Source organism: Halorientalis sp. IM1011, from assembly GCF_001989615.1.
In the GTDB taxonomy this organism is placed as follows: Archaea; Halobacteriota; Halobacteria; order Halobacteriales; family Haloarculaceae; genus Halorientalis.
In genome coordinates this window covers 1552847-1571921 of the sequence record NZ_CP019067.1, presented here as the reverse complement: position 1 = coordinate 1571921, position 19075 = coordinate 1552847, and the positions used below count along the sequence as shown (strand labels likewise).

Here is a 19075-nt window from a genome sequence, read left to right as displayed (position 1 = left end):
TGATGGCTGTCTCTCCGGTCACGTGGTTTCGCCTGTTCGGTGGCGTCGTTCTTCTGCTGGGAAACGGCTTTTTCGTCACGACCGAGTTCGCGATGACTCGCGTCAGACAGTTCGAGGAAGCGGAGTTCCGCGGCAACGGACGAGGGCTCGAACGCGCGTGGAACATGACCGAGCGCCTGGAGATCTTCCTCACGGGCTGTCAGGTCGGGATCACTATCTGTAGCGTGGGGCTGGGGGTCGTCGCCGAACCGGCTGTCACGGCGGTGATGGGACCACTGCTGAGTGCAGTCGGCATCACGGGAGGTGGTCACACGACGCTGTCAGTGCTCCTCGCACTGGCGGTGGTCAACCTCCTGCACGTCATCGTTGGCGAGCAGGCACCGACGTATCTGGGAATCGAGCGTGCCAAGTTCGTCGCCGGTTACGGCTCGGGGCTGCTGTACGCCTGGACGAAGCTGATGTACCCGGTGATCATCGCGGCCGACTGGGTGGCCAAAGCGTTGCTGGGCCTGTTCGGCGTCGAAATCTCCCGCTCGTGGACTGAAGCGGAAGCCGAGGACGGTGTCGCGACCACTCGGGCAGAACTGCGACGCACGATGGGCGAGTCGCTCAACCAGCTCGGCGTCCCCGAAGAACGCCGGACCGAAGTGATCAACGCGCTGGACATCGGCCAGATGTCGGTCAGCGAGACCATGGTCGATCGCAGTGACATCGTGGCGCTCTCGACGACCGACGACTTCGAGACCAACATGGACCGGATCGACGGGACGCCACACGTCCGATTCCCACTGCTGGAGGGCTCGCTGGACGCGTTCGTGGGCGTCGTCTACGCACCGACGGTCCTGCACAACTACGAGGCGCTCGACGCCGGGACCACCTCGCTCGAAGACCTGGCGACCCCGCCGCTGACCGTCCCCGCCGACACGACCGTCAGCGACTTCATCGACCGGTGCCAGGCCGAAAATCAGGAACTCGCACTGGTGACCGAGGACGACACTGTCGTCGGTCTCCTCACCGCTACGGACGCCTTCGAGGAGATCACCGGCCAACTCGAAGACCCGATGGATCTCGCTGTCGAGTGATCGGTCGGCTCTGCCTACCTATCCGGACGTAAGTGAACGGGCACGGTGGGATTTGAACCCACGACCGTCGGATGGCTTCCACCGGCAGTTGACTGCGGGTGATAGAAGTCCGACGCTCTTTCCGGACTGAGCTACGTGCCCTCGCTTTCGACTGTGCTGTGAGAGACAAAAAGAACCCCGGTTTCGGGGATCGGTTTCGACCGCCACGGCCAGTCACAGCCCTTAAGCGCGCTCTGCATCTACGAGTGCGCAATGACCGTTATCGGGACAGTCGGCCTCCCGGGCAGTGGAAAAGGCGAGGCCGCGGAAGTGGCACGTGAGATGGGCGTGCCGGTCGTGACGATGGGGGACGTGATCCGCCGGGAGTGCCGGGATCGGGGGCTGGATCCGGCCAGTCACCACGGCGAGATCGCCCAGGCGCTCCGCGAGGAGAACGGGCCGGCGGCCATCGCCGAGCGGTCGCTCCCGCTGATCGAGGAGCGACTGGCCGACGACGACACCGACACCGTTCTCGTCGACGGCCTGCGCTCGGACGTGGAACTGGAGGCCTTCCGCGACCGGTTCGGCGAGGACTTCTATCTGGTGAGCATCGAAGCGCCGTTCGAGGTCCGCCGCGAGCGGATCACCGACCGCGGGCGCGACGACACCGACGGCGGCGAGAGCCTGCGGGAACGCGACGAGCGGGAACTCGGGTTCGGCATGGGCGCGGCCATGGAGCGGGCCGACGTGACCATCGAGAACACCGACACGCTCGAACGGTTCCGGAGGCAGGTCCGGACGGTCTTCGAGGACGGGCCGGAGGCGGTACGATGATCTACAGCGTCGACGTCCAGATCACCGCGCCGGTCAACGACACGGAGGTCACCGACCGGGTGGCCGACGCCATTCACAACCTCTTCCCGGACGCCGAGATCGAGGAGCGGCCGGGCGAACTGCTGGCGGAGACCCACAGCATGGAACAGCTCTCGGAGTGTCTCCACAGACAGGAGATCCTCGACGCCGCGCGGAAGCGGTTGTTCGAGAACCGGCAGGGCGACTCCTTCAGCTTCGACCTGAAGAAACAGCCGGCCTTCGAGGGTGTGGTCACCTTCGCCGTGGGCAATCCGAGCGAACTGGGCGACCTCCACGTCCGGGTACGGGTCGAGGAACCGTCGGTCGAGGAGTACATCGACCACGTCGCGCCGCCGACCGAAGAGGGGCGGCCGGTCGACACCGACGACCGATGACGAGCGCGATCTTCTTCGCCGTGGACGGCACCCTGTGCTCCCACACCGCCGACCGCGAGACCGTCGTCGAGCGCGGACTCGAATCGGTCCTCGGGCCGGCCGACCCCGAACTCGTCGAGATCTACCTCGACACGCTCGACGAGCGGCGGACGGCGCTCGATCCGGAGGCCGAATGGGCGGGGGCGGACGCGGTCGCGGCGGCCACGGACGCGGACGTCGACCCGGAGGAACTCGTCGACGCGCTCCGGGAAGCCGAGATCGAGACGACGACCGTGCCAGAGGCCGCGCGGTCGGCGCTGTCTGCACTCGCCGAGACAGATCACCTCGGCATCCTCACGAACGGATCGCGGGGGCGACAGGCGGCCAAACTGGCGGCCCACGACCTCGCCGACTACTTCGAGACGATCGTGACCGCGCCCGAGGCCGGCGTGGCGAAGCCCGACCCGGAGATCTACGAGTACGCCCGCGAGCAGGTCGACGCCGACGAGTACGTGATGGTCGGCGACGACTACGAGGGCGACGTGGTGGCCCCGCGCGAGGCGGGGTTCGTCCCGGTCCGGTACGAGGACGAGGGGCCGAGTTTCTGGCGGGCGCTGGACGCGATCGTCTGAGGGGGTGACGACGAGTTCGACGTAGCAGGCGCAGACCGTTTCGATTGTCAGATTCATCAAAATATTAATCATCGTCGGTGTTCGATCGAGTGACATGACCGACGAACTGACGAGCAGGCGGGGGTTCCTGCGGGCGAGTGTCGCCGCGGGGACGCTGGCGGTCGCAGGGTGTTCGGAAAGCGGCGACTCGCGGGCGGGGGATGCGAGCCCGAACGGATCGACTGGAACGCCGTCGCAGTCGGGGACCGAAGCCGGGTCGGAATCGGGGGCGAGCATCGAGCGGACGGTCGGACCGCCGACGAGGCTCGTCGCCGACGATCCCTCGACGGGCGAGCGGTTTGGCTCCGGGGTGGCCGTCGGCGATGGGGTCGCACTGGTCGGCAGACGCGGTGATTACAGAGACGGACGGCGGGCCGGGTCGCTGACCGTCTTCGAGCGGGCGGACGGAGAGTGGGTTGAGGGGACGACGATCGGGGCCTCGGATCCAGCCGACGGGGCCGGGTTCGGCGGTGTAGTCGACGTCGACGGGGACGTCGCGGTGGTCGGGGCGAAAGACGACGACGAGCAGGGGCGACACGCCGGCGCGGCCTACGTCTTCCGCCGGCGTGACGGGGACTGGTCCCAAGCGGCGAAACTCACGGCCGATGCGACGACGACCTGGTTCGGTGGGGCGGTCTCGGTCTCCGGATCGACCGCGATAGTCGGGGCCACGAGCTACGGGGGGAACCAGAGCAGTCCCGGCGCGGCCACCGTCTTCGAGCGGGGTGACGACGGCTGGACGCGACAGGCGACACTCACCGTCGACGACGTGGCGGGGTTCGACGGGTTCGGAAGCACAGTCGACGTCGATGGTGACGTAGCAGTCGTCGGTGCACCCGATCACGACGCCGCCGGCGAGGGAAGCGGCGCTGCGTACGTGTTCGAGCGCTCCAGCGGACAGTGGTCCGACGGCAGGGAGATCGGGCCCGACAGCGGGCAGGCGGGCGAGTCGTTCGGGAAGGGCGTCGCCATCGACGGGGAACGGATCCTGGTCGCCGCCCCCTCGCGTGACAGAGGCGGGACCGAGCAGGCCGGCGCGGTGTTCGAGTTCGAGCGGGTCGACGGCGAGTGGAGCCAGCGCGGCACGCTCGCGCCCGCCGAGCCGACCGAACAGGAGAAAGTCGGGAACGTCGGAACGGTCGCGGTCGACGGGTCACTGGCGCTTGCGGGTGCCAACTCCGTTCCGATGGGCGACGCCGATACCGCCTGGGGCTACGTCTTCGAGCGATCCGCGGGCCAGTGGCACGTGGTAGAGCGGATCGACACCGCCGACCTCGACGGGGACGACTGGTATCCGGGAGCCGTCGCGATCCACGGGGAACTCGGCCTGTTCGGCGCTCCACAGGACGACGAACCCGCCGGCAACGACTCCGGATCGGCCTATCTCTACGAGCTCTGAGACACCCCGCAGCTTCCCTACGAATACGGGTGCCGCACCATCACGGTCCCGTTGGCCGCGCGCACGGTCACCGTATCGCCGTCGTTGTTCCAGACGGGACTTCCCTCCCCCCAGTAGCGGTCCGTCTCCGTGTCCGTGCCGCTTCCGGTCCGGAGGGTGACCTGCTTACCCGGGTCGAGGGTGGTTCCGTCGGGGAAGTAGTAGGTGTGGTCGACCGCGTCGCTGACGGTCCACCCCGAGATGTCGAGGGTCCCGTTCCCGCGGTTTTCGAAGACGACGTACTCGTCGCTCAGGTTCTCGCTGTCCGGCTGGCTACCGGCGGCGTCTTCGTGGACCTCGACGATGGCGAGCGGGCCCGAGACCGTTCCACCGTCGGCGACTACCTCCTCGGTCGGTGTCGGCGGGTCGTCGGTCGCACAGGTCCACAGGCCGGTGCCGTTCGCCCGGGCGCGCTGTTCGGCGGCGTCGAAACGCTCGCGCTCGGTGAACTGGCTGTCGTAGACGCGGGCGTGGCCTTCGGTGAGCAGCCAGTAGTTGACGTTCGCGCCGTCCTGGTAGACGTAGCCCAGCAGGCGACCGTAGTAGCCCCGGCGGTCGCTCTCGGCGTCGACGCCGAGCGTGACGGTCTCGCCGAGCAGGCGGTCGGTCATCGCGCGGGTGGCGTCGCGACCGGCCTCGCCGAGACAGGAGCGTCCGGCCGCAGTCTCCGGGACCCCCTCGAACTCCGCGGGGTCGTTCTCGCTGCTGGTCTCGGGCGTGTCGACGCCGAGCAGGCGGACGGTCTCCTGCGTCCCGTTCCGGTAGCGGACTTCGATCGTGTCGCCGTCGATCACACTCGTGACGGTCACGGCGTAACTGTTCGCGAGATCGGCGTCCGCGGGCGGTGCGGGCGTTCCTGGTGCGTGCGACCCGGACGGTCCGAGGCCGAGACAGCCGCTGGCGGCGACGACGAGGACGACCAGTACGACGGCGACGCGGTCCATACCCCGTCTGTGAGGGCCAGCCACTTGAGCGGCGAGGCCGACCGTCGTGTCGACCCCAAGGCATAGGGAGAGTGGCCCCGGAGGTGTCGACAGATGCTCGTGCCCGTTACCGTCCGCGAAGTGATGAACTCGACAGTCGAGACGATCGATCCCGACCTCGACGCCACTGCGGTCGCTCAACTGCTCCACGGTGAGGATATCGGCTCGGCCGTCGTCGTCGAAGCCGGCGACCCCGTCGGTATCGTCACCGAATCGGACGTGGTCGCCCTCGTGGCCGGGGGCCACGACACTGGTACCGTGACTGCCGCCGACTGCATGTCCACGCCGGTCGTCACCGTCGACGCCGACGAGCCGATCGAGGCGGCCGTCGACCTCTTCCGCGAGCACACGATCAAGAAACTCCCCGTGACCGACGACAGCGAGGCGCGAAGCGCCTCTGGCAGCCGGACGCAGTCCGGCGACGGCGAGCTCGTCGGCATCGTCACGACGACCGACCTCTCCTACTACTTGCCTCACTTCAGCCGCCGGGCGACGGCCAGTGTGGAACCGTCCGGGGACCGCCACCACCGCGAACGCGTCGACACCGCCTACGAGCGCGACGAGTGGGAGTTCGAGAGCCTCGGCCCCCACGACGACCGCATCGAGGTCGGCGACGTGGTGCAGTTCACGAAGACGCTCTCACAGGAGGACGTGGAGGCCTTCGCCGAGGCCAGCGGCGACACCAACCGCCTCCACCTCGACGCCGACTACGCCGAGGGGACCCGCTTCGGCCGCCCCATCGCCCACGGGACGCTCGTGGTCGGCGTCGTCAGCGCCGCCTTAGCCCGACTGCCGGGCCTCATCGTCTACCTCTCGCAGGACACTTCCTTCCTCGGCCCCGTCGACATCGGCAGCGAGGTCACCGCCGAGTGCGAGGTCGTCGAGGACCTCGGGAACGACCGCTACCGCCTGACGACTACCGCCCGCACCGACGGCGACGAGGTGATCGACGGCGAAGCCGTCGTCATCGCAGACCCCATCCCCGACAGCGCCTGAGCGACCGGACTTCTTCTCGCCGTTTTCCGACGATACAGTCTCGACAGGCCGAAACCCCTGACTCGTTTCGCCGACCCTGTCATTCCGTACCGTGAGACGGTTCACCAGACCTATCAGATGCAAAGGATTAAGGTCAATGGCATCCCTTATACAATCATAATGTATTGCCCACAGTGCGGGACACGGATGGCTCTGAACGACGAGACGACGAAGTTGAACGAGTACACCTGCAACGCCTGTCACAACACGGAGATCGAGACCAAGAAGCCGGTCGCCGGTCACGCGCTCTGAGGGCACTTCTTCGCTGTTTTCGGGCCTCCCGAGCGGCTGCGCCGCTTCTTCGTTCTCACACCGCCGACGGCGCGAGCAGGACGACCAGTGCCACGGCGATAAAGAGGACCTTCAGTACCGTGTTGACGACGATCACCTTGCTGCCGAACTCCCGGCCCCAGATCCCGTACTGGAAGGGGATCGACCGCTTGAACGTCGAGACGGCGAAGGAGACGATCCCGCCCACGAGCATCGTCGCCACGGCCGCCCGCGCGGTGAAGGTCCCGTTCTCGACCAGCGGGGCGATGAAGATCGCGCCGTTGGTCGTGTCCACCGCGAACACCGCGATGGTCGGGATCGCAGCGCTCGGGAGGCCCAGCGCACCCGTGACCGGAGCGACCGCGCTCGCGACCCCGAGCGCGTCCGGACTGCCGAACAGAACGGTGACGATCTCATCGTAGTAGGCCACGAGCGTCGCGACGATCAGGTAGACCACGAGCAGTCTCGGAACGATGTCGCGAATCTTCTCGACGGTGCTCGCGGCGGCGGCCCGGAGTCTGGCGCGGCGGTCGCGTGGCTCGCCGCCGTCAGCCTCCGCACCCGCCGCCGGTTCGTCCACGTCGGCCTCAACTGTCGTATCGACGTTTCGCTCCGAGAGCAGAAGGGCCCCGGCTAGCACGCCGGTCGCGGTGATCGCGAGCGAGATCAGCGCCCGCGCGCCGACGTACATGAGACCGACCTTCAGACCGAGGATGGGGATCAACACGGGCGCGTAGAAGGTGAAGATGTGCTGGGCGAATCCGAAGAAGGTGTTCATGGTGACGGCGACGAGCGTCGCGCGGTCGTCGAGCAGGCCGGCCTCCCGGTACTCCGCGAGCATGCCGTACCCGGCGGTGGGGGAGGCCGTCGTCGCCAGAATCGCCGTCCCGACCTCCGGCGGGAGGTTCGCGGGCTGGGTCAGGGGGCGGGCAAAACCCGCGATGTACTCGACCGCGCCGAACTCGACGGCGACGCTGGCCAGCCCGACTCCCAGCGCGATGAAGACGGTGATCGACGCGACGCGGACCAGCACGTCGACCAGCAACGCCGTCGGCAACGGTGCCATCGGCGGTCCTTGGGTCCTGCGAGCCAAAGCCCTGACTATTCAGATCACCAGCCGAACCACGGCGAACAGGACTACGACGCCCAGCACGTCACAGACGTTGGTGACGACCGGGATCACCACGTCGTCGGGATCCAGCCCGAACCGATACGCGGCGTAGGTCGTCACCAGCGTCACGACGATCGCCAGCAGCGCCAGCACCGCGCCGCTGGCGAACGCCACCAGCACGACGGTCCCGATCCCGAGTGCGGTCCCGCCCACGAGCAGCTGGGCCAGCCACGCGCCGCCCCCGACCAGCGGGAAGAGCGTGACCGCAAGCGCCAGTGTCGCGACGGCGTTGCCCAGCAGGTACTCGTCGTCCGGCTCGAAGGAGAGCAGGCCGAGGTGGACCACCGTCGAGAGCCGCGCCGCGAGGACGCTCCCGAGGTTGCCCGCCATCCCGATGGTGACGGGCACCAGCACGAGCAGTGAGGGGTACCGGAGCAGGGTGCCCTCGAAGGTATCGAGGACGAACCCGCTGGCGAGTTCGATGCAAGTCAGGACCAGCAGGATGGGAAGCATCGTCCGCATGATCGCGCCGGGGGACCAGCGCGTCTCCATCAGAGCCCACCCAGCCCGAGGACGATTCGCGTGGCGAGCAGGAGTGTGGCGACCCCGACCACGTCGCCCGTGGTCGTGACGACCGGCCCCGCGAGCGTGTCGGGGTTGTAGCCGCGGCGATACCCGACGAAGACGACGCCGACGACCGCCGCCGTCAGCAGGAGGCCGGAGATCAGACCGGCGATGCCGGCGATGCCGACCAGCGTCGGCAAGGGGGCCACGGACCGACCCAGTACGGCGAGGACGACGAACGCGAGGACGGCCGCGAACAGGCTGACGAGGACGCCGTTGGCCAGCGCCGCCGCGATCGCGCCCCGCAACCGCTCGTCGTCGAGCGTCAGACGGGGTTCGATCAGCCCCTGGTGGAGTGCGGAGGCGAGTCGCGCCCCGAGCGACCCGTAGACGTTCCCGCGGGTCGCGAGCAGGGCTGGGACGAGCATCAACAGGCCGGGAACCGCTTCGAGTTCCGCCTCCATCCCGCCGAGGACGACGCCGGCGAACAGGCCTCCGACCGCGCTCACGGCGAGCACCGGGAGCGCCTCGCGGTAGGCCTCGGCGGCGACCTCGCGGACCGTCATTGGCGGGCCAACGAACCCGCAGGGTAAAAACCCCGGTAGCCCGGTCGATCTCTGTGTGGCGTGTGATCGGAGGACACGGGAGCCCGAAAGACTGACGCGTCGGCACGCCAACGCCTCACTGTGACTACCCTCCACGTGCTGTTGACGAACGACGACGGCATCGACGCCCCCGGGCTGGCGGCGCTGTACGAGGAACTGACGGGGGTCGCCGACGTGACCGTCGTCGCACCGACGGACAACCGGAGCGGTACGGGCCGGACCCGCACCCACCGCACCACCCGCGAGGAGCATCCCTGGGGCTACGCCATCGAGGGGACGCCCGCCGACTGCGTGGCCTACGGAGTCGGCGGCCTCGACGCCGACTTCGATTTCGTCGTCGCGGGCTGTAACCACGGTCCCAACGCCGGCAACTACGTCGTCGGCCGCTCGGGTACCGTCGGCGCGTGTATCGAGGCCGCCTTCCTCGATATGCCCGGGATGGCAATCTCGGCCTACCACGCGCAGGACTTCTTCGTCCACCCGCCCGAGGAGTACGACTTCGGCCGGCCGGCGAAGGTGGCCCGGGAATTGCTGGTCCGCAGCCAGAGTACAGGCGTGTTCGAGCAGGCCGACGTGTTGAACGTCAACGCGCCCGTCGACGTGTCCGAATCCCCGATGCGGCTGACCGAACCCCACCACGACTACGCCGTCGACGTGGAACACGAAGCCACCGAGCGCGACGAGGTCGATCTCGGCAAACCACGGGAGGGCGATATCGCCATTCGCGACGTGGTCTGGCCCAACACCGTCGGCTGGGAGAGCCCCTTCCCCGCCGACGAGGACCTCCGGGAGCGCTACCCCGTCGGCTCGGACCGCCGCGCCTTGGTCGAGGGCGAGGTCAGCGTCTCTCCCCTGACCGCGCCCGCGCTGTCGGTCGAGACCGGTGCGCTCCAGCAGGTGGTCGACGGCTACAACGACGGCGAGCGCGCCCGCGAGCGAAGTCGCAAAGAGGGCCTCGACGGTCGAAATTAAGTTCCCCGCGACCCAACTGGGGGACATGGTCGAGAAGAACGTCGGCGGTGTCGATCGGACGGGGCGCGCACTGCTCGCGGTCGTCCTGACGGTCGTCGCCGTCGTCACGTTGCGGAAGGGGAACCGGACCACGGGACTGCTCGCGGGGATCGGCGCGCTCGCGTTCGGGTTCAACGCCACGACCTGTTTCTGTGGCCTGAACGCGGCGCTGGGTATCGATACGACGGGGGAGGAGTAACTACGTGGGAAAGTAGAGGTCGGTACATTCTTCCGCGTCGGTCCCGCACGTCCCGAACATGACCGAGTTTACTGTAAGTGGTCGATGGCAGGCCCGCGACGGGTGGGAGAACTTCGAGAAGACGCTCGAAGCCGAAAACGAGGACGTGGCTGTCGAGCACACCTACGCCGAGTTCGGCTCCAAGCACGGCCTGAAGCGCACACAGGTCGAAATCAGTGAGGTGGCCCAATGAGCCTCGGTGGCGGCGGTGGCGGCGGCCAGCTTCAGCAGCTCGCAGAGGAGATCCAGGCCCTCGAAGAGGAAAAAGAGACCCTCGAAGCCGAGATCGAGGACCTGCAGGCCGAACAGGGTGAGATCGACGAGGCCATCGAGGCCATCCAGACGCTCGACACGGGCGAGACGGTCCAGGTCCCGCTGGGCGGCGACGCGTACGTCCGCGCCGAGATCCAGGACATCGACGAGATCATCGTCTCGCTGGGCGGCGGGTACGCGGCCGAGCGCGACCAGACCGACGCCGTCACGACCCTCGAAAACAAGAAGGACACCCTCGACGACCGGATCGAGGACGTTCGCGACGAGATCAGCGAGATCGAGGACGAGAGTGACGAACTCGAGGAGAAGGCCCAGCAGATGCAACAGCAGCAGATGCAACAGCAGATGGCCCAGATGCAGGAGCAGGGCGGCGACGACGAGTAAGGGGCCATGTTCGACGGACTGAAAGACAAGCTCAACAGCTTCAAGGAGAACGTCGAGGAGGAGGCCGAGAGCGACGAGGCCGCCCCCGACGACGCGGTCGACGCCGCCGACGAGCCCGAACCCACGGCATCCGATCCGGAAGCCAATGCGGACACAGCACAGGCCGACGCCGAGCCGGCACCGGAATCGGAGTCCGACCGGGAGGCCGAGCCGGAACCGGAGCCCGAACCGGAGTCCGAGGACGACGGCGGGAGCGACCGCGGCCTGATGGAGCGGGCGAAACTCGCGGCCACGGGCAAGGAGGTCATCGAGGAGGAGGACCTCGAAGGCCCGCTCGACGAACTGGAGATGGCGCTGCTCTCCTCGGACGTGGAGCTGAGCGTCGCCCAGGAGATCCTGCGCGGGATCCGAGAGAACCTGATCGGTGAGACGCGCTCGAAGGTCAAGACCACAGGGTTAGTCGTCGAGGAGGCGCTGCGCGACGCCCTGATCGACGTGATCAGCGTCGGGCAGTTCGACTTCGAGCAGCGGATCGACGAGGCGGACAAGCCCGTCTCGATCATCTTCACGGGCGTCAACGGCGTCGGGAAGACGACGACGATCGCCAAGCTCTCCCAGTGGTTCGACGAGCGGGGCTACTCGACGGTGCTGGCAAACGGCGACACGTACCGGGCCGGCGCGAACGAACAGCTCCAGCAACACGCAGACGCGTTGGACGAGCGGCTGATCTCCCACGAGCAGGGATCGGACCCGGCGGCGGTCATCTACGACGCCGTCGAGTACGCCGAGGCAAACGACGTGGACGTGGTGCTCGGGGACACGGCCGGCCGACTCCACACCAGCAACGACCTGATGGATCAGCTCCAGAAGATCGATCGCGTGATCGAGCCCGACATGACGATCTTCGTCGACGAGGCGGTGGCGGGACAGGACGCGGTCAACCGCGCCCGGGAGTTCGACGACGCCGCCGCGATCGACGGCGCGGTCCTGACGAAGGCCGACGCCGATCCACAGGGCGGCGCGGCCATCTCCATCGCCCAGGTCACGGGCAAACCCATCCTCTTTCTGGGGACCGGGCAGGACTACGACGACCTCGAACCGTTCGACCCCGAGGTCATCGTCGACCGCCTGCTCGGCCACGACGACGAGGAACCGGGCGCGGACGAGGCGGCGGCGTAGGTCCGGCCTCGCCTCCCCGACAGAAAAAGGCTTTACCGCTTGGCCGGCGTACCTCGGGTAACTAACCATGGTGCTCGACGATCTGGGGAGTTCGCTCCGGGGGACGCTCGACGACCTCCGGGGGAAGTCCCGCATCGACGAAGACGACGTGGAAGACGTCGTCAAGGAGATCCAGCGCTCGCTGCTGCAGGCCGACGTGGACACGAGCCTGGTGATGGAGCTGTCGGACAACATCGAACAGCGGGCCCTCGAAGAGGAACCGCCCAGCAGCACCTCCGCCCGTGACTGGGTGCTCCGCGTGGTCTACGAGGAGATGGTCGAACTGGTGGGCGAGTCGACCGACCTGCCCCTGGAGAACCAGACCATCCTGCTCGCCGGTCTCTACGGGTCCGGGAAGACCACCACCGCGGCCAAGATGGCGTGGTGGTTCTCGAAGAAGGGGCTGCGTCCCGCGGTCATCCAGACCGACACCGACCGCCCCGGCGCGTACGATCAGGCAAAGCAGATGGCCGACAACGCCGAGGTGGACTTCTACGGGGACCCCGACGCCGAGGACCCCGTCGAGATCGCCGAGGCCGGCCTCGAAGCGACCGAGGAAGCCGACGTGCGTATCGTCGACACCGCCGGTCGTGACGGTCTGAACCAGGAACTTATCGACCAGATCGAGCGCATCGACGACGCCGTCGACCCCGACCGGAACCTGCTCGTCATCGACGCCGCGATGGGCCAGTCCGCCAAGGATCAGGCCCGCGAGTTCGAGGAGGCCATCGGCATCGACGGCGTCGCCATCACGAAACTCGACGGGACGGCGAAAGGTGGCGGCGCACTCGCGGCCGTCAACGAGACCGGCTCGTCGATCGCCTTCCTCGGGACCGGCGAGACGGTACAAGATATCGAGCGGTTCGAGCCGTCGGGGTTCATCTCCCGGCTGCTCGGGATGGGCGACCTCAAACAGCTCACCGAGCGCGTCGAGCGCGCGATGGAGGAGACCCAGGACGAGGAGGACTGGGACCCCGAGGACCTGATGGAGGGGGAGTTCACCCTCCGGGACATGCGCCACCAGATGAAGGCCATGGACAACATGGGGCCGCTCGACCAGGTGATGGACATGATCCCCGGCATGGGCGGCGGGCTGATGGACCAGTTGCCCGACAACGCCATGGACGTGACCAAGGATCGGATGCGGAGCTTCGAGGTCATCATGGACTCGATGACCGACGACGAACTCGAACACCCCCGCTCGATCGGCCAGAGCCAGGTCAAGCGCATCGCAAAGGGGTCGGGCACGAGCGAGGACCGCGTGCGCGAGTTGCTCGAACAGCACAAGATGATGGCCAAGACCCTCAACCAGTTCCAGGGCATGGGTGACGCCGACATGGAGCGGATGATGAAGCAGATGCAACAGGGCGGTGGCGGACCCGGCGGCCCCGGCGGCGGCATGGGCGGTATGGGCGGCGGTGGCGGCCCGTTCGGCGACTAGATCAGACCGCGTCGAGTCGCGTGTCGAGGGTCGTGTCCAGATCCAGCCGATCCGCGAGATCCCACATCGTCGCGCTATTGCTCGATATCACCGGCACACCGAGGGCATCCTCCAGTTCGGACAGGGCCGGGACGGTGCGGTAGTTCGTACAGGAGATAAAGACCGCATCGACCGAGAGGTCGTCGGGAACGGCCGCTTCGACCTGGTCTCTCGCGTCCGCGGCGGTCAACTCGCCGATCTCGGTGTTGGCGACGAGCCCCCGGCCGTCGAGGGTGGCGACCTCGAACCCCGCCTCGGTCAGGTACTCCCGTTCTCGGTCGTTTAGCTCCGACGCGTAGGGCGTGACGACGGCGATCGTCTCGGCGTCGAGCGCGGCGAGGGCGCGTTTCACCGACAGGGCCGTCGCGACGGCCGGTGCGCCGGCCGCTTCGGACAGTCGATCCTCCAATTCTTCGTCGAAGCCCGGGCCGTGCAGGAGACTTCCCGTGGTGCAGGCGTAGGCGACCCCGTCGACGGCGGCGTGGGCGAGCAATTCCGCGGCGCGTTCGGCACCGTCGGCCATCTCGTCGAGACCGTCGACGGTCACGTCCTCGAGCGGCATCCGGGCGACGTGGACGGTGCTCGCTTCGGGCGCCATCGCCCGGAACTCCGGTTCGGCCGTCGTGTTCGAGGAGGGGACGACGATGCCGAGACGCGTCATTCCTCCACCTTTCCGTCCCGGCGGTCGTCCTCCCGTGCATCCTCCGACCGGTCGGCCGGGTCGCCGTGGCCGCCGCCGCCGGGCGTGCGGATCGTCACGGTCGCGCCGGCGCTCACGTCTACCGATGCCTTCGAGGGCACCGATTCGCCGTCGACGAGATTCTCGCCCATGGCGCCGTCCGCGCCGCCGTCGACGCCGGCCGGCGCGGTGCGGCGGCGCTCGGTGAGCAGGGAGACGGTCGCGTCGGTCTCGACCGTGACCGAGCGTTCGAGTCCGAGTCCGCCCCGGTGTTCGCCGTCGCCCCCGCTTCCAGCGCGGAGGGCGTACCGCTCGACGCGGAGCGGGTACTCGGTCTCCATCGACTCGACCGGCGTGTTCAGCGTGTTGGTCATGCCGACCTGCACGCCGTCCATGCCGTCCTTGTCGGGGCGGGCGCCGAAGCCGCCGCCGATGGTCTCGTAGTAGGTGAACTCGCCCTCGCGGTCGCCGATGATGAGGTTGTTCATCGTCCCCTGGCCGCCCGCCGGGACCCGCTCCGGGATGGCCTCGGCCAGCGCCGCGAGCGTCACGTCGGTCACGCGCTGACTGGTCTCGACGTTCCCGCCGACGACCGCGGCCGGGGGCCGAGGGTTGAGAACCGTGCCCTCGGGTGCCGAGACGGTCACCGGTTCGTAACAGCCGTGATTCGACGGGATCTCCGGGTCGGTGACCGCCCGGACGACGAAGTAGACCGCGCTCTTGGCGACCGAGAGCGGCGCGTTGAGGTTGCCGGCCACCTGCGGGGCGGTGCCCGCGAAGTCGACGTCGATCTCGGAGCCGTCGACGGTGACCGTCACCTCGATGGGGATGTCCTCGTCGGTCACGCCGTCGCCTTCGAGGATATCGTGGGCGCGGAACTGGCCGTCAGGGAGCGCTTCGATCTCGGATTCGACGCGGGCCCGCGAGTAGTCGACGACGGCGTCGAACGCGTCCAGCAACAGCGAGCCGTGGTCGTCGAGCAGTTCGCCGATCCGCTCCTCGGCCCGCTCGTTGGCGGCGCGCTGGGCCCGCAGGTCCGCCCGGCGCTCGTCGGGCGTCCTGACGTTCGCCAGCAACACGTCCATCACTGCCTCGTTCAACTCGCCGCCGTCGACGAGGCGGACGGCCGGCAGGCGGAGGCCCTCCTCGTAGATCTCCCGGGCGCCCGGGGGCATGCTGCCGGGCGCGCTGCCGCCCACGTCGGCGTGGTGGGCGCGCGAGACGGCGAAGCCGATCACCTCGTCCTCGGGCGCGATCGTCGAGACGAGGGTGATGTCGGGAAGGTGGGTGCCGCCCGCGAAGGGGTCGTTGACGATGAACACGTCGCCCGGTTTCGGGTCGTCGTCGATGATCGCGTCGACGGCGTCGGGCATCGCGCCGAGGTGGACCGGGATGTGTTCGGCCTGTGCGACCATCTTCCCGTCGGCGTCGAACAGGGCGGTCGAGCAGTCCTGTCGCTCCTTGATGTTCGGCGAGTACGAGCCGGTGATGAGGACGTGCCCCATCTCCTCGGCGATGCTCTCCAGTTGATTCCGCAGGATCTCTAGGGTTACGGGGTCGATGTCGTCGGTCATGAGTCGGTCACCTCGGAGACGAGCGCGCCGTCGTCACGGACCCGCACGTCCCAGTGCGGGGGGACGACGACCGTGCTCTCGTCCTGTTCGATTATCGCGGGCCCGCCCAGGGTTCGCCCGGGCTGGAGGTGCGGTCGGTCGTACACCGGCGTCTCGTAGACGCCGTCCTCGAAGGTCGCGTCCCGGGTCCCCTTCAGGGGGTCGCCGGTCGCGGTGTAGTCGATCGCCGGTACGTCGCGGTCGACCGTCGCCGTCACGCGGCAGTTGACCAGGTGGACCGGCTCGTCCATCCGGTAGCCGTAGGCGACCTCGTGGGACTCCTCGAACCGGTCCCGTGCGGCCACGGGATCGAACGAGTCGCCGACCTCGACGGCGAGCTCGAAGCTCTGCCCGGCGTATCGCAGATCGGCCGTGTGCGTCACCGTCGCCTGCTCGGGGTCGCTGATCTCGGCGAGCACCTCCTCGGCCAAGTCGTCGTAGATGCCCTCGACGGCATCGGGGTCGACGGCGTCCAGCGGGCGCTGGTAGGTCCGGACCGCGTCCTGTTTCTCGTCGGCGGCCAGCAGGCCGTACGCGGAGAGGACGCCCGAGGCCCGCGGCACGACCACTCGCTCCATGTCGAGGTTGCTGGCGATCGAGACGGCGTGCATCGGGCCGGCACCGCCGAAGGCCACGAGGCCGAACTTCCGGGGGTCGAAGCCGCGCTCGACCGTGACCGACCGGATCGCACGCGTCATGTTGGCGTTGGCGACGCGGTAGACGCCCCGGGCGGCCTCGACCGGATCGTCCATCCCCGCCCGCTCGGCGAGGTCGGCCATCGCGTCGTGGGCCGCGTCCTCGTCGAGGGACAGCTCCCCGCCGAGGCTGGTGCTCGATCCGATGTACCCGAGGACGAGGTTGGCGTCCGTGACGGTCGGCTCGGACCCGCCGCGACCGTAACAGGCCGGTCCCGGCTCCGCGCCGGCCGACTGGGGGCCGATGCGGAGGGCCCCGCCGGAGTCGACCCACGCGATCGAGCCGCCGCCGGCACCGACGGTCTCGATGTCGACCAGCGGCGTCCTGATCGGGCGGTCGTTGATCTCGCCGTCGGTCGTCCGCTCGACCTCGCCGTCGCGGACGAGGCTCACGTCGCTCGAGGTGCCGCCCATGTCGAACGTGACGAGGCGGGCCGGATCGTCGTCGTCGGTCGAGGCCATCGCGTTCGCGCCGACGACGCCCGCGGCCGGGCCCGACAGCGTCGTCAGGACTGCGTTCTGCCGGACCGTCTCGGCGTCGGTGATGCCGCCGTTTGCCTGCATGATCCGTGGCTCGGGCAGGCCGGCGTCGGTGGCTCGCTCCGAGAGGTGCCCGACGTACCGGTCGATCGCGGGTCGCAGGTACGCGTCGACGACGGTCGTCGAGGTCCGCTCGTACTCCCGGAACTCCGCCAGCACCTCGTGGGAGGCCGAGACGGGCACGTCCAGTTCCTCGCGGAGGACGCGAGCGACCGCCCGCTCGTTCTCGGGATGGGCGTAGGCGTGCAGCAGCGAGACGGCGACGGCCTCGGCGTCGTCCGCACGGATCGCGTCAGCGACTTCGCGAACTTCCTCCTCGTCGACGGACTGCTCGACGCCGTCGGTCGTCGTCCGCTCGTCGATCTCGTACCGCCGACGCCGGGGGACCAGCGGGGCGGGTTTCTCCGCGTCGAGATCGTAGAGGGCGGGCCGGTCCTGTCGTCCGATCTCCAGCACGTCCCTGAATCCGGCGGTCGTCACGAGGGCGGTTCTGGCCCCCGACTCTTCGAGGAGTGCGTTCAGCGAGACCGTCATCGCGTGTGAGAACCCCTCGACCGCTCCCGGGTCGATCCCCGCCTCGGCACAGGCCTTCTCGATGCCGGCCATGACGCCGTCGCTCTGATCCGCCGTGCTCGGCACCTTGGCCGTGACGAGGTCCCCGTCGACCAGCAGCGTCACGTCGGTGAAGGTCCCGCCGACGTCGACGCCGACGACTCTGTCGCTCATCTACAGCACCCCGGCGACACTCAGGAGCGTTCGAAGACCGAGCCACACGACGATGAGCGTCACGATGGCCCCGAGCGCGTTCGCGACCGGGCCGTTCGTGTACTCGCCGAGGAGGTCGCGCTGGTTCATCGCGTAGATGAGGAAGATCGCGACGATGGGGAGCAGGATGCCGTTGACGACCTGCGCGAAGACGATGATCTGGACCGGACTGCCGCCCAGCAGGACCGACCCCACGCCGACCGTCAGGATCGTCCCCCAGACCGCGCGGAACTTCGGACTCTTGAGGTCCGAATCCCAGCCGAGGGCGCCCGTCGTCGCCCACGCGCCGGCCAGCGGCGCGGTCGTCGCGCTCGTGAAACCGGCGGCGAACAGCCCGATGCTGAAGAAGATCTTCGCGTAGGTGCCCGCCAGCGGTTCGAGTTGCTGGGCCATCTGCCCGACGTCACTGATCTCGGTGCCGAGCGGGAACGCGGCCGCCGCGGTGACCATGATCGTGATCGTGATGAACCCGCCCACTGCGATGGAGAGGATGGTGTCGGTCCGTGATGCAGGGAGGTCACCCGGCCCGGACCACCGCTCCTGGACGTTGCTCGCGTGCAGGAAGAGGTTGTAGCCGACGACCGTCGTCCCGATCAGGCCGGTGATGAGGTAGAGTGACCCCTCGGGGATACTCGGGACGAACCCGCCGGCGACGGCCCCCAGATCGGGACCGATCAGGATCGCCGACGCGACGAAGGAAAACGCCATGACGGCGACGAGACCCACCAGCGCCCGCTCGATCAGCTTGTACTTCCCGGTGAACAGCAAGATCCCCGCGACCAGCCCCATCGCGACGCCCCATATCTCCGAACTCACGCCGGTGATCGTCGCCAGTCCCGCGGCACCGCCGAGGATGTTCCCGGACTCGTAGGCCGCGGTGCCGACGCCGATCGCACCGACGACGAGGAAGATCGCGACGTACTCGACGGCCGGGTTGTCGAACCGATTCCGGAGCGCTTCACCGAGCCCCTCGCCCGAGACCAGCCCCAGCCGGGCCGACATCTCCTGGAGGACGATCGTCGCGATGATCGAGAACGCGATCGTCCACAGCAGTGCGTACCCGAGCCGGGCACCAGTCACACTCGCCGCCGTTACCGTCCCTGGCCCGATGAACGCCGCCGCCACCATCGCCCCGGGTCCGATCGCCTTGAGTCGCTGAACAATGTCCATGGTTACGTATTGAGACCTGTTGCCACGATATCTATCACCAATCAA

The 19075-nt window shown here is 68.3% G+C and carries 20 protein-coding genes and 1 tRNA gene; 12 read left to right on the top strand and 9 right to left on the bottom strand.

Annotation, left to right across the window (positions count from 1 at the left end; all coding sequences use genetic code 11):
• Nucleotides 1–2: 2 nt before the first annotated feature.
• Complete coding sequence (locus BV210_RS07925; RefSeq protein WP_077206107.1) at nucleotides 3–1082, top strand: CNNM domain-containing protein; 1080 nt, start codon at nucleotides 3–5, stop codon at nucleotides 1080–1082.
• Between the two features lie 37 nt (nucleotides 1083–1119).
• Here BV210_RS07925 and BV210_RS07920 read toward each other — a convergent pair.
• A tRNA-Arg gene (locus tag BV210_RS07920) sits at nucleotides 1120–1223 on the bottom strand.
• A 111-nt stretch (nucleotides 1224–1334) separates the two neighbouring features.
• Here BV210_RS07920 and BV210_RS07915 point away from each other — a divergent pair.
• The 4 genes from BV210_RS07915 (at nucleotide 1335) to BV210_RS07900 (ending at nucleotide 4357) form a co-directional block, all read left to right on the top strand.
• The gene (locus BV210_RS07915) at nucleotides 1335–1895 is read left to right on the top strand and encodes a nucleoside monophosphate kinase (RefSeq protein WP_077206106.1); all 561 of its coding nucleotides are present in this window, start codon (nucleotides 1335–1337) and stop codon (nucleotides 1893–1895) included.
• Nucleotides 1892–2308: an RNA-binding domain-containing protein gene (locus BV210_RS20605; RefSeq protein WP_077206105.1), complete on the top strand. Its 417-nt coding sequence runs from the start codon at nucleotides 1892–1894 to the stop codon at nucleotides 2306–2308. The genes BV210_RS07915 and BV210_RS20605 overlap by 4 nt, the downstream gene beginning before the upstream one ends.
• The gene (locus BV210_RS07905; RefSeq protein ID WP_172824861.1) at nucleotides 2305–2919 is read left to right on the top strand and encodes an HAD family hydrolase; all 615 of its coding nucleotides are present in this window, start codon (nucleotides 2305–2307) and stop codon (nucleotides 2917–2919) included. Before BV210_RS20605 ends, BV210_RS07905 begins: the two co-directional genes overlap by 4 nt.
• Nucleotides 2920–3013: 94 nt before the next feature.
• Nucleotides 3014–4357 (top strand): FG-GAP repeat protein, encoded by a 1344-nt coding sequence (locus tag BV210_RS07900; RefSeq protein ID WP_077206103.1) that lies wholly within the window; start codon nucleotides 3014–3016, stop codon nucleotides 4355–4357.
• A 17-nt stretch (nucleotides 4358–4374) separates the two neighbouring features.
• Here BV210_RS07900 and BV210_RS07895 read toward each other — a convergent pair whose 3' ends face one another.
• A complete protein-coding gene (locus tag BV210_RS07895) occupies nucleotides 4375–5340 on the bottom strand; it encodes a lamin tail domain-containing protein (RefSeq protein WP_077206102.1) in 966 nt (321 codons plus the stop codon).
• 93 nt (nucleotides 5341–5433) lie between these two features.
• On the opposite strand from BV210_RS07895, the gene BV210_RS07890 reads away from it, so the two are divergent.
• Nucleotides 5434–6375 (top strand): CBS domain-containing protein, encoded by a 942-nt coding sequence (locus BV210_RS07890; protein ID WP_077206101.1) that lies wholly within the window; start codon nucleotides 5434–5436, stop codon nucleotides 6373–6375.
• 346 nt (nucleotides 6376–6721) lie between these two features.
• Here BV210_RS07890 and BV210_RS07885 read toward each other — a convergent pair whose 3' ends face one another.
• Genes BV210_RS07885 through BV210_RS07875 form a run of 3 tightly spaced genes read right to left on the bottom strand, consistent with a single transcriptional unit; the run spans nucleotide 6722 to nucleotide 8925 of the window.
• Complete coding sequence (locus tag BV210_RS07885) at nucleotides 6722–7750, bottom strand: nucleoside recognition domain-containing protein (RefSeq protein WP_077206100.1); 1029 nt, start codon at nucleotides 7748–7750, stop codon at nucleotides 6722–6724.
• Between the two features lie 39 nt (nucleotides 7751–7789).
• Nucleotides 7790–8347: a magnesium transporter gene (locus BV210_RS07880; protein ID WP_077206099.1), complete on the bottom strand. Its 558-nt coding sequence runs from the start codon at nucleotides 8345–8347 to the stop codon at nucleotides 7790–7792.
• The gene (locus tag BV210_RS07875) at nucleotides 8347–8925 is read right to left on the bottom strand and encodes a magnesium transporter (RefSeq protein ID WP_077206098.1); all 579 of its coding nucleotides are present in this window, start codon (nucleotides 8923–8925) and stop codon (nucleotides 8347–8349) included. Before BV210_RS07875 ends, BV210_RS07880 begins: the two co-directional genes overlap by 1 nt.
• 120 nt (nucleotides 8926–9045) lie before the next feature.
• On the opposite strand from BV210_RS07875, the gene surE reads away from it, so the two are divergent.
• From surE to BV210_RS07845, 6 genes are all read left to right on the top strand, one after another.
• On the top strand, nucleotides 9046–9936 hold the full coding sequence (gene surE / locus BV210_RS07870; RefSeq protein ID WP_077206097.1) for a 5'/3'-nucleotidase SurE: 891 nt from the start codon (nucleotides 9046–9048) through the stop codon (nucleotides 9934–9936).
• A gap of 25 nt (nucleotides 9937–9961) precedes the next feature.
• Complete coding sequence (locus tag BV210_RS07865; RefSeq protein ID WP_077206096.1) at nucleotides 9962–10174, top strand: YgaP-like transmembrane domain; 213 nt, start codon at nucleotides 9962–9964, stop codon at nucleotides 10172–10174.
• A 58-nt stretch (nucleotides 10175–10232) separates the two neighbouring features.
• Nucleotides 10233–10406 (top strand): 50S ribosomal protein L18Ae, encoded by a 174-nt coding sequence (gene rpl18a, locus BV210_RS07860; RefSeq protein ID WP_077206095.1) that lies wholly within the window; start codon nucleotides 10233–10235, stop codon nucleotides 10404–10406.
• On the top strand, nucleotides 10403–10870 hold the full coding sequence (pfdA, locus tag BV210_RS07855; RefSeq protein WP_077206094.1) for a prefoldin subunit alpha: 468 nt from the start codon (nucleotides 10403–10405) through the stop codon (nucleotides 10868–10870). Before rpl18a ends, pfdA begins: the two co-directional genes overlap by 4 nt.
• A gap of 6 nt (nucleotides 10871–10876) precedes the next feature.
• Entirely contained in the window at nucleotides 10877–12049 is a 1173-nt protein-coding gene (ftsY, locus tag BV210_RS07850) for a signal recognition particle-docking protein FtsY (protein ID WP_077206093.1), read from the top strand.
• 67 nt (nucleotides 12050–12116) lie between these two features.
• Nucleotides 12117–13529, top strand: coding sequence for a signal recognition particle protein Srp54 (locus tag BV210_RS07845; RefSeq protein WP_077206092.1), 1413 nt, complete (start codon nucleotides 12117–12119; stop codon nucleotides 13527–13529).
• A 1-nt stretch (nucleotide 13530) separates the two neighbouring features.
• Here BV210_RS07845 and BV210_RS07840 read toward each other — a convergent pair whose 3' ends face one another.
• Genes BV210_RS07840 through BV210_RS07825 form a run of 4 tightly spaced genes read right to left on the bottom strand, consistent with a single transcriptional unit; the run spans nucleotide 13531 to nucleotide 19030 of the window.
• Nucleotides 13531–14229: an aspartate/glutamate racemase family protein gene (locus tag BV210_RS07840; RefSeq protein WP_077206091.1), complete on the bottom strand. Its 699-nt coding sequence runs from the start codon at nucleotides 14227–14229 to the stop codon at nucleotides 13531–13533.
• Nucleotides 14226–15821, bottom strand: a complete 1596-nt coding sequence (locus tag BV210_RS07835) for a hydantoinase B/oxoprolinase family protein (protein WP_077206090.1) — start codon at nucleotides 15819–15821, stop codon at nucleotides 14226–14228. The genes BV210_RS07840 and BV210_RS07835 overlap by 4 nt, the downstream gene beginning before the upstream one ends.
• Entirely contained in the window at nucleotides 15818–17821 is a 2004-nt protein-coding gene (locus tag BV210_RS07830) for a hydantoinase/oxoprolinase family protein (RefSeq protein WP_077206089.1), read from the bottom strand. Before BV210_RS07830 ends, BV210_RS07835 begins: the two co-directional genes overlap by 4 nt.
• Complete coding sequence (locus BV210_RS07825; RefSeq protein ID WP_077206088.1) at nucleotides 17822–19030, bottom strand: Nramp family divalent metal transporter; 1209 nt, start codon at nucleotides 19028–19030, stop codon at nucleotides 17822–17824.
• Nucleotides 19031–19075: the final 45 nt, after the last annotated feature.

Coding starts and splice junctions, on each gene's coding strand:
- BV210_RS07925 (WP_077206107.1), top strand. CDS start 3: ATGGCTGTCTCTCCGGTCACGTGGTTTCGCCTGTTCGGTGGCGTCGTT.
- BV210_RS07840 (WP_077206091.1), bottom strand. CDS start 14,229: ATGACGCGTCTCGGCATCGTCGTCCCCTCCTCGAACACGACGGCCGAA.
- BV210_RS07865 (WP_077206096.1), top strand. CDS start 9,962: ATGGTCGAGAAGAACGTCGGCGGTGTCGATCGGACGGGGCGCGCACTG.
- BV210_RS07885 (WP_077206100.1), bottom strand. CDS start 7,750: ATGGCACCGTTGCCGACGGCGTTGCTGGTCGACGTGCTGGTCCGCGTC.
- BV210_RS20605 (WP_077206105.1), top strand. CDS start 1,892: ATGATCTACAGCGTCGACGTCCAGATCACCGCGCCGGTCAACGACACG.
- BV210_RS07895 (WP_077206102.1), bottom strand. CDS start 5,340: ATGGACCGCGTCGCCGTCGTACTGGTCGTCCTCGTCGTCGCCGCCAGC.
- BV210_RS07835 (WP_077206090.1), bottom strand. CDS start 15,821: ATGACCGACGACATCGACCCCGTAACCCTAGAGATCCTGCGGAATCAA.
- pfdA (WP_077206094.1), top strand. CDS start 10,403: ATGAGCCTCGGTGGCGGCGGTGGCGGCGGCCAGCTTCAGCAGCTCGCA.
- BV210_RS07890 (WP_077206101.1), top strand. CDS start 5,434: ATGCTCGTGCCCGTTACCGTCCGCGAAGTGATGAACTCGACAGTCGAG.
- BV210_RS07880 (WP_077206099.1), bottom strand. CDS start 8,347: ATGGAGACGCGCTGGTCCCCCGGCGCGATCATGCGGACGATGCTTCCC.
- BV210_RS07905 (WP_172824861.1), top strand. CDS start 2,305: ATGACGAGCGCGATCTTCTTCGCCGTGGACGGCACCCTGTGCTCCCAC.
- ftsY (WP_077206093.1), top strand. CDS start 10,877: ATGTTCGACGGACTGAAAGACAAGCTCAACAGCTTCAAGGAGAACGTC.
- BV210_RS07900 (WP_077206103.1), top strand. CDS start 3,014: ATGACCGACGAACTGACGAGCAGGCGGGGGTTCCTGCGGGCGAGTGTC.
- BV210_RS07830 (WP_077206089.1), bottom strand. CDS start 17,821: ATGAGCGACAGAGTCGTCGGCGTCGACGTCGGCGGGACCTTCACCGAC.
- BV210_RS07915 (WP_077206106.1), top strand. CDS start 1,335: ATGACCGTTATCGGGACAGTCGGCCTCCCGGGCAGTGGAAAAGGCGAG.
- rpl18a (WP_077206095.1), top strand. CDS start 10,233: ATGACCGAGTTTACTGTAAGTGGTCGATGGCAGGCCCGCGACGGGTGG.
- BV210_RS07845 (WP_077206092.1), top strand. CDS start 12,117: ATGGTGCTCGACGATCTGGGGAGTTCGCTCCGGGGGACGCTCGACGAC.
- BV210_RS07825 (WP_077206088.1), bottom strand. CDS start 19,030: ATGGACATTGTTCAGCGACTCAAGGCGATCGGACCCGGGGCGATGGTG.
- BV210_RS07875 (WP_077206098.1), bottom strand. CDS start 8,925: ATGACGGTCCGCGAGGTCGCCGCCGAGGCCTACCGCGAGGCGCTCCCG.